General features: G+C 42.7%; 17 protein-coding genes. 2 read left to right on the top strand and 15 right to left on the bottom strand.

The features are described from left to right. Positions 1-212 precede the first annotated feature (212 nt). The 10 genes from EAG18_RS15770 to sfsA form a co-directional block, all read right to left on the bottom strand. Positions 213-620 (bottom strand): phosphate ABC transporter substrate-binding protein, encoded by a 408-nt coding sequence (locus EAG18_RS15770; RefSeq protein WP_125253328.1) that lies wholly within the window; start codon positions 618-620, stop codon positions 213-215. Positions 621-632: 12 nt separating this feature from the next. Further along, on the bottom strand, positions 633-1,826 hold the full coding sequence (locus tag EAG18_RS15765) for a porin (RefSeq protein WP_125253327.1): 1,194 nt from the start codon (positions 1,824-1,826) through the stop codon (positions 633-635). 463 nt (positions 1,827-2,289) lie between these two features. After that, positions 2,290-2,520 carry a hypothetical protein gene (locus EAG18_RS15760; protein WP_125253326.1) on the bottom strand — a complete coding sequence of 77 codons (231 nt, stop codon included), beginning with the start codon at positions 2,518-2,520 and terminating at the stop codon, positions 2,290-2,292. Positions 2,521-2,529: 9 nt separating this feature from the next. Next, positions 2,530-3,378 carry a pantoate--beta-alanine ligase gene (gene panC / locus EAG18_RS15755; protein ID WP_125253325.1) on the bottom strand — a complete coding sequence of 283 codons (849 nt, stop codon included), beginning with the start codon at positions 3,376-3,378 and terminating at the stop codon, positions 2,530-2,532. Between the two features lie 293 nt (positions 3,379-3,671). Further along, positions 3,672-4,466: a 3-methyl-2-oxobutanoate hydroxymethyltransferase gene (panB, locus tag EAG18_RS15750; RefSeq protein WP_125253324.1), complete on the bottom strand. Its 795-nt coding sequence runs from the start codon at positions 4,464-4,466 to the stop codon at positions 3,672-3,674. Positions 4,467-4,486: 20 nt separating this feature from the next. Next, positions 4,487-4,969, bottom strand: a complete 483-nt coding sequence (folK, locus tag EAG18_RS15745) for a 2-amino-4-hydroxy-6-hydroxymethyldihydropteridine diphosphokinase (protein ID WP_125253323.1) — start codon at positions 4,967-4,969, stop codon at positions 4,487-4,489. Beyond that, a complete protein-coding gene (gene pcnB / locus EAG18_RS15740; RefSeq protein WP_185745606.1) occupies positions 4,970-6,289 on the bottom strand; it encodes a polynucleotide adenylyltransferase PcnB in 1,320 nt (439 codons plus the stop codon). It lies immediately after the preceding gene. 167 nt (positions 6,290-6,456) lie between these two features. Continuing rightward, a complete protein-coding gene (gluQRS, locus tag EAG18_RS15735) occupies positions 6,457-7,404 on the bottom strand; it encodes a tRNA glutamyl-Q(34) synthetase GluQRS (RefSeq protein ID WP_125253322.1) in 948 nt (315 codons plus the stop codon). Between the two features lie 10 nt (positions 7,405-7,414). Then, positions 7,415-7,858 (bottom strand): RNA polymerase-binding protein DksA, encoded by a 444-nt coding sequence (dksA, locus tag EAG18_RS15730; protein ID WP_017216564.1) that lies wholly within the window; start codon positions 7,856-7,858, stop codon positions 7,415-7,417. A 174-nt stretch (positions 7,859-8,032) separates the two neighbouring features. Further along, complete coding sequence (gene sfsA / locus EAG18_RS15725) at positions 8,033-8,752, bottom strand: DNA/RNA nuclease SfsA (RefSeq protein WP_125253321.1); 720 nt, start codon at positions 8,750-8,752, stop codon at positions 8,033-8,035. Positions 8,753-8,829: 77 nt separating this feature from the next. Here sfsA and pepB point away from each other — a divergent pair, with 77 nt between their 5' ends. Then, positions 8,830-10,125: an aminopeptidase PepB gene (gene pepB / locus EAG18_RS15720; RefSeq protein ID WP_125253320.1), complete on the top strand. Its 1,296-nt coding sequence runs from the start codon at positions 8,830-8,832 to the stop codon at positions 10,123-10,125. 48 nt (positions 10,126-10,173) lie between these two features. On the opposite strand, the gene EAG18_RS15715 is transcribed toward pepB, so the two are convergent. Continuing rightward, positions 10,174-10,593 carry a CBS domain-containing protein gene (locus tag EAG18_RS15715; protein ID WP_125253319.1) on the bottom strand — a complete coding sequence of 140 codons (420 nt, stop codon included), beginning with the start codon at positions 10,591-10,593 and terminating at the stop codon, positions 10,174-10,176. A gap of 137 nt (positions 10,594-10,730) precedes the next feature. Between EAG18_RS15715 and EAG18_RS15710 the strand changes: the two genes are divergently transcribed. Next, complete coding sequence (locus EAG18_RS15710) at positions 10,731-11,384, top strand: DUF2987 domain-containing protein (RefSeq protein ID WP_125253318.1); 654 nt, start codon at positions 10,731-10,733, stop codon at positions 11,382-11,384. Between the two features lie 130 nt (positions 11,385-11,514). Here EAG18_RS15710 and EAG18_RS15705 read toward each other — a convergent pair whose 3' ends face one another. The 4 genes from EAG18_RS15705 to EAG18_RS15690 form a co-directional block, all read right to left on the bottom strand. After that, complete coding sequence (locus tag EAG18_RS15705) at positions 11,515-11,877, bottom strand: GNAT family N-acetyltransferase (RefSeq protein WP_275557315.1); 363 nt, start codon at positions 11,875-11,877, stop codon at positions 11,515-11,517. A gap of 9 nt (positions 11,878-11,886) precedes the next feature. Beyond that, complete coding sequence (locus EAG18_RS15700; protein ID WP_125253344.1) at positions 11,887-12,630, bottom strand: divergent polysaccharide deacetylase family protein; 744 nt, start codon at positions 12,628-12,630, stop codon at positions 11,887-11,889. 81 nt (positions 12,631-12,711) lie between these two features. Then, on the bottom strand, positions 12,712-13,923 hold the full coding sequence (locus tag EAG18_RS15695; protein WP_125253317.1) for a S41 family peptidase: 1,212 nt from the start codon (positions 13,921-13,923) through the stop codon (positions 12,712-12,714). Between the two features lie 38 nt (positions 13,924-13,961). Further along, the gene (locus EAG18_RS15690; protein WP_125253316.1) at positions 13,962-15,107 is read right to left on the bottom strand and encodes a peptidoglycan DD-metalloendopeptidase family protein; all 1,146 of its coding nucleotides are present in this window, start codon (positions 15,105-15,107) and stop codon (positions 13,962-13,964) included. Between the last annotated feature and the right edge of the window lie 12 nt (positions 15,108-15,119).

Raw genomic sequence — 15,119 nt, 5'->3', positions numbered from 1 at the left:
ACAGCGTTAAATTCACTTCCAATAGCCCGCTATTGGTGAGTAATACCAATTGCCTTGTCTGCAGGATGTAGATACCTTAGCGAGAGCAGGACGCGGACGCGGTGTTTCCCTAAAACTCTTTGGCTAGATAAGTAAAAAACTAAGCTGTGATTTAGCAACAATGAGTTGGAACATGTCTTATCCAAATCTCAGGTTAAATCGCTTAACCCACATTAGTACTTTCCAACTACTTTGACCGCGTCTGTCACTTTACTTGCGTCAATATAGCCTATCGCATCAGCATTTTTTGAGACAAATTCAATGATTGCTTGGTCGTTAGCTAGTTTTTTTGGTGGTGTCCCTTTACCGGTAAATACGAGCTTAGACCAATGCGCATTTAGCTGAGAACTTGATTTACCGATCACTTTGTCGTTGAACTCATCAAATGTCGCATTGCCATCTTGATTGACTGGGTTTGCACTACTGCCATCAGCAAATGACTTGCTTTTGCCAAGATACAGCTTTTTTATCACAGCGTCGTCTACATTTGTATTGTTGGCTGTATTAACAATAACGGCGATATCAGCAAGTGCTATTTGACTGCTCAGCAGCAAACCTAAAGCTACAATTTTCTTAATCATGTGCGACCTCTATTAGAATACTAAATCGATACCGAAGCTTAACAATTCAACTTTTTGATCCGTTAGCTGGTTGTCAAATTGATTTAATTCAACTTTGAATGCCGCTGATGGATGAAAGTCGTATCGCGCTCCAACACTCCAGGTTTCAGACTCAGCTCGGGCATCCGAAAGCGCGCCATTTACAAGCGTTTGTAAGTAAGGTGCATTTGGATTAGTTGGATCTGTAGTAACAGGAATTGTGACACCATTAGGTGCTGTGATCGTAAGTGGAACAGAATTAAACTCGTCGTTTGCATTCTTATCTTTGTTGTGTTCGTAAGTCAAATGTACAGTCCATTCATCCATTCGATAACCGACAGAAGCGTAATACTGTTGCTGTTTTGCTAGTATGCTATCGTCTACTTCGAATTGTGTGAATTCAGCATCAAATAACACATCATTGTAATCAATAGAAATACCAAATGCGGCAAAATAGGCATCGTCTTTCTCGACGGCTAAATCTTCAGCTTGCTGCGTGAGACCATAGCCAGCTAGTCCCGCCAATAACCCTGAAAGCTCTGGACTGTTTGCTGCACTGATACTCGCTTCTGTAGCAAAATATGCCATGCGCATACTGAACCAATCACGACTAAGCGTCCAGTTGGCACCTACAGTGTTGTTCAACTCAGCTTCGTCAGAATAAGTAATTGCGATAATATCATCATCGACGCTACCCAATGCAAATTGTACTGTGCTATCCCACTGGCCTAACGTGGCATTATGAATGTAACTAAGCCCGTTATATGTACTAAAGCTGAGGTTGTAGACAGACTGAGGTGGCTTTATCCAGCGGTAAGCATAACCTACATCCAGAAAATCAGAATATCGATAAAACGGAATTCGCATTTTACCAGCGCTGATCTGTGCGGAATCCGAAATAGTATAAGTTAAATATGCCCATTCGAACTCTGCATCAAAATCATTTGCTCCTCGGCCGACGATTTGTGCCGTAGCACTAAGGTTATCTTGCAAATCAGCCGCTAGCTGTAACGCAAATAAGCTACGATTTTCCATATCAAAATCGTTATCGTAACCAAAAAGTGTATCATCACTATCCAGCGTTTGGCCGCCAATTATAGAGGCAAAACCATTAATTCTGATTTCAGCAGCGCTATTGAAACTTATTGTGCCTAGTGCTATCGCTAAAGCAATTGCTGATTTTTTCATATTGATTCCCATTTTCTKTGCAAAGAGTCATATTAAGAATGCGTACCTATAAAGGGTGATTCGCCGATTTAGTTCACATTACTTTGTCTTAGAGGTTAGTGTAAAAACTTGAAATAACAAGTTACTAACAATACATAACTGCGATAATCAAGCGCATAATTTCAATTACTAGGGTAATACTAATTTGCCTTAATACTTGCTCAATTTGAAGGCGTAAATCTGACGCTAACAGCGTTAAAAATTTCTTATTTAGAACAACTAAATAGCAAAATTTTTGCCTGGTTATCGACAAGATTTTCTGGCCTCAAAATAGACCACTTAATTAAGATAATCGGTATAAGATACACTCACCTCATCTGACCACTCAAATTGTATCGTAAATTATTCCAAGGTTACGAATAAAAAATAGCAGAAATGGTGATAAAGCTTGGGGAAATAATAACTAGGAAGCACAAAGAGTAAGCTAGCGCTTGCTCTTTGTGATTTGTTCGGCTTGTATTTTACAGGCATTATGCTGCTCAATGCACTTATCTGTACACAACTGTAATGACATTGTTTCTGGTGTATTTTGCATTTCACAGCTGCGTTCACATTGATAGTGCTGTTGAGCACATTGGTTTAATTCAGGTGATAGTGTACTCGTACAACCAAGTATTGTGGTTGCTAATACTAATAATATGAACACAGTTTTCATCATAAGTCCTTAAAGGGAAACTTGTATATTGTCAATCAACCTGACTTTCCCAAGAAATGCAGCGGCAAGAATTACCAGCCTATCATCTTCGAGTGTAGCAGGTCTTAGGGTATCTTTTTGACAAATGTTGAAATAGTCCAACTTTAAGCCTTCATTATGTAGCATATCTGTGGCATTTTTTATGATCAGATCAAAGTCTTTTTCGCCTTGCTCTAGTGCTGAAGCTGCCTTTTTCAGTGCTTGAAAAAGTACTTTTGCCGTTTCTTTTTCTGACTCAGAGAGATAGCCATTCCTTGAGCTCATGGCAAGTCCTGATACCTCTCTTTGAGTTGGCACTCCGATGACTTCAACTGGAATAGAGAGATCTTTGACCATTGTTTTGATGACTTGTAATTGCTGAAAGTCTTTCTCACCAAAACAGGCGAAATCTGGCTGGACTAAATTAAATAGCTTAGTGACAACTGTCGCAACGCCACGAAAATGGCCAGGGCGCGCACCACCGCAATGACCTTCAGACACACCGGGGACGTCAACAAAGCTTTGTGCTTCCAGTCCGCTGGGATAAATAGTATCAACGCTTGGGGTAAACAAAATATCGGTTTCTAGTTCTGCAAGTCCCTGTTTATCTTGTTCTAACGTACGAGGGTAGCTATCAAGATCTTCATTCGCACCAAATTGCATTGGATTAACAAAGATGCTAACGACAACTTTATCTGCGAGTGTTTTTGCTTTTTCTACCAAAAAGAAGTGACCTCGATGAAGGTTACCCATTGTAGGTACGAAAGCGATACTTAACCCTTGTTGGCGCCACGCTTTAACTTGGCTTCGAAGAGACTTTATTTCAGTAACTGATTGCATGTTGTACTCTAACTTAAAAATAAATGTACCAATTCAATATTGGGCTGGAATTGGGGGTGAGCGGTGAATAGTGCACACCGCAAGTTATATCATTTTATCTTAATATCCGCTCAGTTTGAGGAAAAAAATTAGGTACCTACTACATTAACAGTTTTTTATTTAGAACAATTAAGTAGCAAAATTTTTGCCTGCATGTATAGATATAGGAGCCCTGGCGATAGTAGGCGCGCTAGCCATGTTATCGACAAGATCTCCTCGCCTCAAAATAGATCGTTTAATTAAGCTGGTTGATATTAATTAAACTCGTGCTCAGCTGCCGGAAATTCACCCGATTGTACATCGGTACAAAACTTCTTAACGGCATCTGGCATGTTACCTGTCTCTAGTAAAAAGTTTTTTGAAAATTTAGGAATATATCCAGCAGAAATACCAACCAAGTCATGCATCACTAGGATTTGGCCATCAGTTTCTTTTCCTGCACCAATACCGATGACCGGGATCGAGACTGCATCAGTGATACGCTTTGCTAGTGCTGAAGGTACACATTCAATCACGATCATTTGAGCACCTGCACGTTCTAGTGCTTTTGCATCATCGACCATCTTTTGTGCTTGTTCTGCTTCACGGCCTTGGATTTTGAAACCACCAAAAACATGAACAGACTGGGGGGTTAGGCCTAAATGACCACATACAGGAATACCTTGCTGTGTGAGCTTTTCAATGCTTTCATATAGCCACTCTCCACCCTCAAGCTTTACCATATTTGCACCTGCACGCATTAACTTCGCTGCATTTTCACAAGTGGACTGTGGATCTGAATAGCTCATAAAGGGCATATCAGCTATCACAAATAGCGCTTTACTCCCTGCTCTTACACAGCGGGTGTGGTAGGCGATATCTTCAGTGGTTACTGCTAGTGTATCTTCACCGCCTTGTAAAACCATACCTAAAGAATCACCCACTAGGATGACATCGACACCGTTGTCGTGAAATAGCTTTGCAAAACTTGCATCATATGCAGTGAGGGCTGTTATTTTTGTTCCTTCACGCTTCATTTTGGCAAGTGTTGATACAGAAATTTTTGCCATATTGAACCCCTTGGGTTGAATTAATTAAGGATGGTTAGTCCGTTAAGTGGTAACTGTTCTGCCAAAGACTCAAGGGTAGTACCATCTGGTAGTTTGAGTGTTGGCGCAATTTCTAATAATGGATAAACGACGAACTCTCGCTTCGTTAGGCCATAATGTGGCACAACCAGCCTCTCACTCGCAATGATTTCCTCATTGAAAAGCAGAATGTCCAAATCAAGAGTGCGTGGTCCCCAGCGTTCTGACTTTCGTACTCTCCCGTGTTCAAGTTCTATCTGTTGCAGAACATCTAATAATGCTTCGGCAGCTAAAGATGTTTCCAACTTAGCTACTGCATTAACATAGTCAGGCTGATCTTGAGGCCCCATAGGCTTGGAGCCATATAAACTAGAGTGATGAATAACAGATAAAGCAGGGTGAGAGGCGAGCACAGTTAGCGCTCGCTGTAGTTGTGCCATCGGTTCGGATAGGTTTGCGCCCAATCCAATGTACGCAGTATTCATTTAATCTTCTTTTGGTTTTCTTTTTGGTTTTCGTCGTGGGCGACGTTTTGGTTTGTTCTGACTACCTAAATTGCGCACCATCTCTTTTTGGCCATTGACATCGCTTTTAAGATATTCAGTCCACCATGTTGCAAGGTCGGATTGATCTTGTTCGCCACTTTCTACACGCAGTAACAAGAAGTCATAAGCGGCCTTGAATCTAGGCTGTAAACTTAAGCGATAGGCACGTTGACCCGCACGTTTATCCAAGCGTTGCTGAATATGCCAAATGTCGCGAGCACCCAAAGTAAATCGCTTGGGAACCGCAACATGCTTTGCGTTATCAGCAAGTATGTGATTGATAGCTTGCATAAACGCGTCGTATTCATTCATTCCATCTGCGGCTAAAGCATGGCTTTTCTCTAAAATTGGAAACCATAAAAGTGCTGCATAAATAAAAGCAGGGGTCACTTTTTTATTGGCGTTAATACGGCTGTCCGTATTGGCAAACATTTGTTGAATAAAGCGACGTTCAAATTCACTTTCAGGCCTTGCTAAAATTTTGTCGAGTGCAGGAAACAACTGAGAAAATAAGCCGTATTCACGCATTTGCAGAAAGTTCTCTTCTGCCTTGCCATTGAGAAATAGCTTGAGTGTTTCTTCAAATAATCGTGCCGCGGGAATATGACCCAGCAATGGTGCCAAGTCTTTGATCGGTGTGCGCGTTGGTGTTGCTATTTCCATTCCTAGCTTTGTAGCAAATCGAATAGCTCGGAGCATACGTACGGGATCTTCACGGTAGCGCGTTTCAGGATCGCCAATTAGCTCAATTTTGCGTGCCTTAATGTCGCTAACACCACCGGCAAAGTCTCTTAATGTAAAATCATTAATAGAATAATAAAGCGCGTTAATGGTGAAGTCGCGACGCTCTGCATCTTCTTCTATGCTGCCGTAAACATTGTCACGTAAGAGCTGTCCATGTTCGCTTGCTTGGCTGGTAGTTGCACAAGAATCGTCGCTTTGGTGGTGACCACGCATCGTTGCCACTTCGATAATTTCACGGCCAAACACAATATGTGCAAGGCGGAAGCGGCGGCCAATTAAGCGACAGTTACGAAATAATTTTTTAATTTGCTCTGGTGTCGCGTTCGTTACTACATCAAAGTCTTTAGGTTCTATTCCGAGCATAATGTCTCGGATACAGCCACCAACCAAATAGGCGTCGTAACCACCATCTTTTAATCGGTACAGTACCTTGATAGCATTAGGGCTAAATTGTTTACGAGATATACCATGCTCGCTGCGAGGAATAATCACAGGTGTCGGGCTGGCCTTTTTCACCGTCTCATCGCCTTTTCCAGTTACGAACTGGCGGCAAAAGTTTACAAGCTTGGAAATAATAACTCGTCTCCTGAGCAATCAAGTTTTCGATTTTAGTGGTTATAAAGCCCTGCTTTGGTGTTAAAACAGGTCACATTTAAGGCTCGCTATCATATACTCAAATGAGACTAAATTGAAGTACTTGAAAACAGCGGGCGAAAAGCAAATTCACCATTTTCTAATGAGTTTAGTTGAATTTCTTGTACTTTAGGGATGGAATAAAGGTTAAAAACATCGACAGCATGTTCTAGCAACGCGTCGATATTTTGATAGTCAGCCATTGAGCCTACAGGTACATTCAAATACCGTAGCGCGGCATGGAGTGTCGGGAGTGGGTGATGAGTATCAATTGCAGGTGCATGATTTTGTTTTGATAATTTGAAGCCTGGAGCTGCTACAGCAAGTGGAAGATGTGCATACTCAGGTACAGACTGGTTTAGCTGTTGGAACAAACTAATTTGTCTAGCGGTAGGTGCTAAAAGGTCGGCTCCTCGTACGACATGACTGATCTGTTGTTCAATATCGTCCACAACAACCACTAGCTGATAAGCAAATAAACCATCTCGACGTTTAGTAATATAATCTTCATGGGCAATCGCATTGGGAATAACGACAGCACCTTGTATCTTGTCATTAAACTCGGTAACAGGAGAGCGCTGCTGTAAGCGCAGTGCATTACCTTGCAGACTTAAGTTCAGATCACGGCAATGATTATTATAAAATCCACCCATGGCTTTAATCTGTTTTCTGGTGCATTGGCACGCATAAACAAGCTCGTTGGATGTTAATTCATCAAGGTAAGACTGATATAAAGTGTGGCGCTGAGATTGATAGACAACCACTTCATCCCAATAAAGGCCGTATGCTTCAAGAGTTGCCAATATATTTTCGGCAGCACCGGATACCACTCTTGGCGTGTCTATATCTTCAATACGAACGAGCCACTGACCACGATTGGCTTTTGCATCTAAGTAACTGCCTAACGCTGCGACTAAAGATCCGAAATGAAGCGGCCCAGAAGGCGAGGGAGCAAATCGACCGCGATAGCTCCCAGATTGCTTTAAGCTTGGGGACACAGAGCTGAGGTTATCCTCTGCCTTGTTGTTTTTCTTTAATTTCTGCGAGAGATTTACAATCTACGCATAAATCGGCAGTTGGTCGCGCTTCAAGGCGACGAATACCAATTTCAATACCGCATGACTCGCAAAAACCAAAGTCGTCATCTTCAATTAGCTGAAGTGTTTTCTCAATTTTCTTGATTAGCTTACGCTCGCGGTCGCGAGTACGCAGTTCAAGAGAAAACTCCTCTTCTTGCGCTGCACGGTCCACAGGATCAGGAAAGTTTGCCGCTTCATCTTGCATGTGTGTTTTAGTACGATCTACTTCGTTACGTAGATCGGCACGCCATGCTTCTAATATTGCTTTGAAATGAGCACGTTGTGCTTCATTCATGTATTCTTCGCCTGGCTTTTCTTGATAAGGTTCTACACCGGCTTGAGCCAATAACCCTAGTTTTTTCTGGTCTGGCATACCATTCTCCTAAATCCTTAATACATAACCCCAGCTTTCGCCGGCGGGTATAAATAGCAAAATCTTTACCCCTTAGCAAACACTTTTTTAGTGCGAATGTCAGCCTCTTTTTTCAAAGTTTAGCCTTTTGGGGGAGAAAACTATCACGGCTATATGTGGGCGGCATGAAAAAAGTCAAGCGCAGTCAAAAGGAATTTCTTCAATTAATTGTACTTGGCGATCATCAACGTGTGCTCGGTAGGCGATAATTTCAACCCCATGAGAGATTGCTTCTTTTATTAATGCTGCGTACTTTTGGTCAATATGAGCTGCGGGTCTCACATTCTTAATTCCGGTATGTAGAGCCGCAAACAGTAGCACAGCACGGTGGCCTTGTTGTTTTATTTGGATTAATTCTCTTAAATGCTTTTGGCCTCTTGCCGTTTCAGCATCGGGAAAAAAACCTTGCTGCTGCTCGAGTAGAGTTACAGACTTTACTTCAACGTAGCATAAGTGTGGAGGTTGTCCATTTTCATTGCTACTTAATAAAATATCAATGCGACTATTTTCAGCACCGTACTTTATTTCTGTTTGCAGCGTATCATAGCCGTTTAACTGCGTGATTATCCCGCGCTCTATTGCTTCAACGGCAACTTTGTTTGCCACGGCTGTGTTGACGCAAATAAAGTGACCCACGTGATCTTGGGTAAGCTCTAAGGAGTGCATATATTTTCGCTTGGGGTTGTCACTGGTTGAGTAATAGGCAGTAAACCCAGGGTCAGCACAATTCGTCATTCTCCCCGTGTTGGCACAGTGCACGGTAAATTCCTCGCCATCAGCGGTACGTAGATCAACGAGAAAGCGCTTGTAGCGTTTTAATAAGGTGGCTTGCTGTAATTGGCTAGAAAAGTTCATTGGTCGCTTTCAGTTGGGTGAATTTAAGGGCTAGTGTACACTTAAGCACACGTATAAGCACAAGAGTGAAAAATAGAATGTCAGAGAAATTTATTGTACGACTGAGCGAAGCAGCAAAACCCGCATATTTATCAGCGGGTGCAGCCCTGTCGTTTGAAAAGGACGGTGCTTCAATTCATTTGCAACAAGATGAAACGCTAAAAAATATCCAAAAAGCGGCACGTAGTATCGCTCAGCAAGGAATTAAACAAGTACACCTTGAGGGTGAGTTGTGGTGCACTGAATCACAATGGGCATTTTATCAGGGGTTTGTCTCACCCAAAGCACTAGATGGTGTGGTTTTTGCCGATAATGATCAGTCAGATTTAAAAGAACTTGCTGCATTGCAGTCATCAGCCACTTGGATGCGCCAAATGATCAATGGCACTGCGGAAGATATTTACCCTGAGAGCCTGGCGGGTAAAGCGGCTGAGTTTATTCAGTCTCTTGCTCCTGAGCATGTGAGCTACCAGATCATAAAAGGTGATGCGCTATTAGAGCAGCAGTGGATTGGTATTCATGAAGTTGGACGCGGTAGTGAGCGCCCTCCTGTATTGCTTGAACTGGACTATAATCCAACAGGGAATGACGAAGCACCAGTGAGTGCTGCGTTGGTTGGTAAAGGGATCACGTTTGATTCAGGCGGCTACTCAATTAAGCCAAGCGAAGGCATGCTTACAATGAAGTGCGATATGGGCGGTGCGGCGACCGTAACAGCTGGGTTAGCTTTAGCTATCCAGCGAGGTTTTGACCGTCGAGTTAAGTTATTCTTATGCTGCGCTGAGAACCTTATCTCAGGTCACGCTTATAAATTAGGTGATATTCTTACATATAAAAATGGTACCACAGTTGAAATCGTGAATACTGATGCCGAGGGTCGTTTGGTACTTGCTGATGGCTTGATGGCTGCTGGTGAAACCGGCGCTGAACTTATCATTGATGCAGCTACGCTGACAGGGGCTGCGTTAGTCGCCGTAGGCCAAGAATACAACGCGCTATTTGGACTTGATAAAGCATTAGTCAATGATGTACAGCAATACGCTAGCGAGGAATTTGAGGCTGCATGGCCACTGCCGCTTGAAAAATGGCACCAAAATAATTGCCCATCACCATACGCTGATACAGCAAACAGTCGTGCACAAAAAGGTGGCGGCTTTGGAGGCGCATCTAATGCTGCAGGCTTCTTATCTCGTTTTGTTCCAAACGAAGGTCAAGGCTGGGTGCATATTGATCTTGCTGCTTCATTCCAGAATAGTGCTGGAGGCCAATGGTCTGCTGGTGCCACAACGCTTGGTATGAGAACGGTTGCAAGAACATTGCAAGAAAAAGCATAACGGCTTACCAACTGAGGCTGCTCCGTTCATGGAGTAGCCTCATTATTTTCAAGACAGCAGTGCCGCAGCCAGACGAACAAAATCTGAAGATGTGAGTATGCCAACCAGCTTGTTTTGCTTATCTACCACCGGCATACAGCCATGTCGATTATCAACAAAAAAACGTACCACATCTTGTAGGGATTGATCCGGTTGCACACTTGCAAAATCTGTTGCCATAATATCCAAAACTTTAGTTTGCTTTTCTTTACGAGCTAGTGCATTTGCGCCATAGGTGGCCATAATTCCCATGACTTTGGCAATCATGATCTTTTGAGTCAGCATGCCCACCAAAGTACCGCTTTGGTCAATCACTGGAATATGACGAACATTTTTCTCTTTCATTAAGTTATGCGCATCTTGCAAGGTATTCTCAGCACTAACGGCGAATGGATCTGGTGTCATTAAATCAGCTACGGTTTGAGTCATTGGTTACTCCTTTTCACTACACAGTCTTACCATTGAGTGTAGCTTGATTCGACTTTAATGTACGGCATTGAGATCAAGTTTTGAACTATTTGTCGTGCCTTAGCTCTTATTAAAATAACAATAAAAAGGATAACCCGATGAAAAAGTTACTGATGTTAGGTACTGCTGCGAGTTTGCTTTGCAACTCAGTTTTTGCAGCCGAGCGAAGTGTGGAATATGGCGAAATTAATAAAATTCTAGATTTAATTGCCAACAAAGCGCAGTCGCAATATATCTTGTCTAAATTTACCGTGGAAGTGAAGCAGCCAGAGCTCAAACTAGAAGAGGTTAAACTTTGGCTCGAGCACGATGGTAAAGTCATTGCCAATGGCATCATAGATAAAGATGGCAATATCGATTTGCCTATTCTACCGCAGCCCCGCGCAGATGAAGTCAACTTAGTGATCAACCAAGAAAAAGACGCTGTTGCGATTATGGTTAATACCGATATAGCGCCGCTGACTAGACAGCAGGTTAAATATCGCGATTTGTTTATCCTTTTGGAGGATATGGACGCTTTTGTTGAGTTGATGGCAGGAAGTTTGTCTTGGCTTGCTCCTAATTTTGATGAACTGGAATTTACATTTTCTGAACCTGCATCAATTCAGTTTGTGGATGCAAAAGGTAAAACTCAACAGTTTATGACGGATGATGAGTTTAAGATCCAAATTCCTAACAAGAAAAAATGGATGCAGCAAAACCCATCCTTGCAATTTAGTGTTTTACCAAAACAGTTTGCGCCCATTGACTAAAGAAGAGGGCTTCTATGCCTGCTAGCGGGTAGGCATAACTCTTTCCATTAGGTAATTAGTTAGCACTTCGCCACGAACATTCACCTGCTGTTCTTTTATCACATCAAAACCAAAACGCTCAAAGAAAGGTTTAGCCGTTTTTAACATGGGAAAATAAGCGCGTTATGTTGGTTGTTCTGCTGTGTTCTAAAAGTGCCAGCATAAGTGCTTTCCCTATGCCTTGGCCTTGATGTTCTGCATGACAAAAAAAATGATCAATCAGTCCGTTAGCTTGGATATCAGCAAAACCAACAATTTTACCGTTCAGCACGGCCACAAGGGGCTGATTACTCCTTAATCGGTCTTGCCAGCTCTCATCAGCTATGTCGGTATGTGCCCATGCTTTGACTTGGTTATCAGAGTAATGCTTGATAGTGACAGAGCGTATCGTGTCAAACATAAGCTTACGTAATACGGCTTCTTCGCCGCATTGAAACTGTCTGATGGTAATCATTGTTAGTCTTTATTCCTGAAGTCGTAATTGTCCGGAAATAGCATGTTGCTCAGCAGTTTCCGCCAGTCTTACGTATTTTTGTTCAACCAGTTGAGACACAGGAACTAATTCGATGTCAGTACTTTCAAGCTCAGCTAATTTGGTTGCAAGAAATGCAGCTGTTTCCTTGTATGGGTGTGCAATAATAATAACTTGTTGGTGGCTTTCAAGTAATTTAAGCATCTTTTGCCACTGGGTATTAAGTGCAACATCGGATACATCATTGTCCAAAAAGACTTGTCGAGCGATGTTTTTTACTCCATATAGGTTGGCTGCATACTGCGCCTGACTGTGGCTGGTGGTACGGCTATCTAAAAAGTATAGGCTACGTTTTTTTAGTATTTCCATCGTCCATTTCATGGGATCAATTTGTTCTGTTAATGCTGACCCCATGTGATTATTCACACCCTTTACTTGGGGCAAGGTAGATAATGCGTTACCAAGTGTCATTTGTAGCTGCCACTTTTCCATACCTACCGTTAAAGCGCCGGGCCCTAATGCCTTGTTAGGGTCTTTTGCCTGCATAGGAACATGCAGCATTAGCTCTCGTTGTTGACGGCTGGCGGCAAATGCAAATTGCTGAGAATAAGGCGTGTGAGGCAGAATCGAAAAAGTGATCCCACCTGGTAGAGAGAGTAATTCTAAATCACGTTGATGATTTCCAATATCATCAATCACAATAGCAAATTGTTTTGCTGGCACTGCGAATGTTATACAGGCCAGCATTAACCCGATAATTTTTATTAGCACACGATCTTATTGTTATAGTTTACCGCCTTACTTAGCGGCTTTTCATTATTGTGATTGAACTAATGCAAACGCCTTTGGCCAATGTGATGCAAGTTGTTCAATGCCATTTGTTTTGATGGATTCTTCACCAGTGATTATAGCGCTTTTATCGAGCAGGGAAAGCGCTTGTTTGGTGAAATATACATCAGGCTCTACACCCGTGCCCTCTATTGATGTCCCTGTGGGTGTGTAATATCTGGCTGTGGTTAATTTTAGTGCGGTGGTGCCATTTCCGATAGGGATAAGAGACTGCACTGAGCCCTTACCATATGAGCGCAACCCTACAACCAGTGCTCGTTTATTATCTTTTAGCGCAGCTGCCAGTATTTCAGCAGCAGAGGCTGAGTTGTTGTTTATCAACACCACAATAGGGGCACCATTGAGAATGTCTCCTTGTCTTGCGAAGTAGGCTTGATTAGCATCGAAGAAGCGCCCTTTAGTTGTGACTATTGTGCCACTGTCCAGAAATAAATCAGATATTGCAACCGCGCTGTTTAAAGTACCGCCTGGGTTATCTCTTAAGTCAATGACGAGTTTTTTCAAGGCGTCACCGTATTGCAACTGTAAGTAGTTTATTTGTCTTGCAACATCGTGGTACGTATGGTGATTAAAGCTATTTACACTCAAAAAACCGGTGCCATCTTTGAGTAGTTTACTGGCAACACTTTCGAGCACGATCTCTTGTCGTTTTAATGCGATATTGACTGCGCTTGAGCCTCTTAGTACCACCAACTGCAGCTGGTTTTTGTTAGCGGCTTTGAGTAGCGCGGAAACTTCGGCTATTGTCTTTCCGGTGACGTCAATGTTATTAATCAATGAGAGCTTATCGCCGCGCTCAATACCAGCTATCTCTGCCGGAGAATTTGGGAGCGTATCTACAATGGTTACATAATTCCCTTGTTCTTCTACTTCAATACCAAGCCCTGTATAGCGACCGTTTGCAGCGCTGAATATGGCTTCTAATTCTTCTGAATCTAAATATTTAGAGTAAGGATCTAGGTTGTCAAACAAACTGGAAAGGTTACTTTGGTTGTAACGGCTAAGTGGTAAATCCTCAACGTAATAGGTATGGATATGATATAGGATCTCATCCATTTCTTGAGCGGAAAACTTTTTTGCAGGTGTTTGACTTAGCGCGCTAAAGCTTAGTAACAGTAAAATACCTAACAGTGCGACATAGCGTGCCGCAAGCGCATAGAAACGAGTTTGTCTATTCATGTGCTGCTCCTCATCAAGGTGCAGCACGGGTTAATCAGTTAACTGGATCTGCACCATTTTATCGGATCGACAGCGCTTCCTTTATGCCGTATCTCGAAGTATAGACCAGGATCTCTTTGTCCGCCGCTTTGTCCAACTAAAGCGATAACTTCGCCACTGCGAACTTGATCGCCAACATCAAACAACAGTGTTTGGGCATGACCGTACAGACTCATAAAGCCATGACCATGATCCAGTACCATGACCCAGCCAAAGCCATTTAACCAATCGGCGAATACGACTTGCCCTGGAGCGACACTGGTTATGTCAGCCCCTTCTTTTGCTCCTATTAGTACGCCTTTCCAATTCATTCCAGCATGCTTACGTTGGCCAAATCGATGTTGAATACGCCCTTTCGCCGGTAGCTGTAGTTTGCCTTTTAATTGCGCTAAGCCATCTAGTCGTATTTCGGCAGCTTGCTGAGCTTTAGCAAGCTCTGCTAACGTTTGGATCAAAGTTTGCTCATTTTCTTTGAGGTAGGCTATTGCTGAACGCGTTTCTTTGAGTTGATTGTGTAAGTCCGCAAGTTGACTCTGCCGTGCTTGTTTGGCTTTTCTCAGTGCTTCAAGGCGTTCTTTTTGATGACGTCTCAGCGCCTCAAGCTGGGACTGGCTGCGTGTGAGTTCGGCTTGGGTATTGGCTAAGGCTTGGCGAACGACTTTAAGCTGCTCTAACTGCTCAATTCTGGCTTTGTTTAAATAATCGTAATAAGCAATCGTGCGTTCTAGCTTGGTTGCATGCTCTTGATTGAGTAACATTCTTGAGTAATCATGAGAGCCAGTCATGTAAGCGCTTTTTAACTGAGCTGCGAGCTGCTTTTCAAACTTGCTTTTATCACTTAAAAGAGCGTCTTTTTGTCGTTCTAATGTCGCTTGCTCTGTTTTATTTTCGTTAATACCGGCTTCGGTGAGTGAGACTGCTTTGGCACTTTTTGCTATATCAAGTTCAAACGCTTTGAGCTTAGCTTCTTGTGACTTAATTGTACTGCGCTGTTTTTCGAGCGCTTGTTGGCTGGCTTTAAGCTGCTGCTGTACTTCGCTTAAATCTTGCTTAGTGCGTGACTCATTGGCACTAACAGGAGCTATTAACATTAACAATGCTGCACTGAGTAGTGCAGCATAAGAGAGCGTCGTTTTTAACGGCATAAAAGTGAGCCG

This window comes from Pseudoalteromonas sp. J010, assembly GCF_003934235.1.
In the GTDB taxonomy this organism is placed as follows: Bacteria; Pseudomonadota; Gammaproteobacteria; order Enterobacterales; family Alteromonadaceae; genus Pseudoalteromonas; species Pseudoalteromonas peptidolytica.
Note: the sequence above shows the minus strand (reverse complement) of the source record. Positions and strands in the feature narration are given on the sequence as shown.

What these genes read in the sequence shown, in the direction of transcription:
- panB (WP_125253324.1), bottom strand. Translation starts at nt 4,466, where the DNA reads ATGGCAAAAATTTCTGTATCAACACTTGCCAAAATGAAGCGTGAAGGA.
- dksA (WP_017216564.1), bottom strand. Translation starts at nt 7,858, where the DNA reads ATGCCAGACCAGAAAAAACTAGGGTTATTGGCTCAAGCCGGTGTAGAA.
- EAG18_RS15690 (WP_125253316.1), bottom strand. Translation starts at nt 15,107, where the DNA reads ATGCCGTTAAAAACGACGCTCTCTTATGCTGCACTACTCAGTGCAGCA.
- pepB (WP_125253320.1), top strand. Translation starts at nt 8,830, where the DNA reads ATGTCAGAGAAATTTATTGTACGACTGAGCGAAGCAGCAAAACCCGCA.
- EAG18_RS15705 (WP_275557315.1), bottom strand. Translation starts at nt 11,877, where the DNA reads ATGATTACCATCAGACAGTTTCAATGCGGCGAAGAAGCCGTATTACGT.
- EAG18_RS15770 (WP_125253328.1), bottom strand. Translation starts at nt 620, where the DNA reads ATGATTAAGAAAATTGTAGCTTTAGGTTTGCTGCTGAGCAGTCAAATA.
- EAG18_RS15760 (WP_125253326.1), bottom strand. Translation starts at nt 2,520, where the DNA reads ATGAAAACTGTGTTCATATTATTAGTATTAGCAACCACAATACTTGGT.
- panC (WP_125253325.1), bottom strand. Translation starts at nt 3,378, where the DNA reads ATGCAATCAGTTACTGAAATAAAGTCTCTTCGAAGCCAAGTTAAAGCG.
- folK (WP_125253323.1), bottom strand. Translation starts at nt 4,969, where the DNA reads ATGAATACTGCGTACATTGGATTGGGCGCAAACCTATCCGAACCGATG.
- EAG18_RS15710 (WP_125253318.1), top strand. Translation starts at nt 10,731, where the DNA reads ATGAAAAAGTTACTGATGTTAGGTACTGCTGCGAGTTTGCTTTGCAAC.
- EAG18_RS15715 (WP_125253319.1), bottom strand. Translation starts at nt 10,593, where the DNA reads ATGACTCAAACCGTAGCTGATTTAATGACACCAGATCCATTCGCCGTT.
- EAG18_RS15695 (WP_125253317.1), bottom strand. Translation starts at nt 13,923, where the DNA reads ATGAATAGACAAACTCGTTTCTATGCGCTTGCGGCACGCTATGTCGCA.
- sfsA (WP_125253321.1), bottom strand. Translation starts at nt 8,752, where the DNA reads ATGAACTTTTCTAGCCAATTACAGCAAGCCACCTTATTAAAACGCTAC.
- EAG18_RS15765 (WP_125253327.1), bottom strand. Translation starts at nt 1,826, where the DNA reads ATGAAAAAATCAGCAATTGCTTTAGCGATAGCACTAGGCACAATAAGT.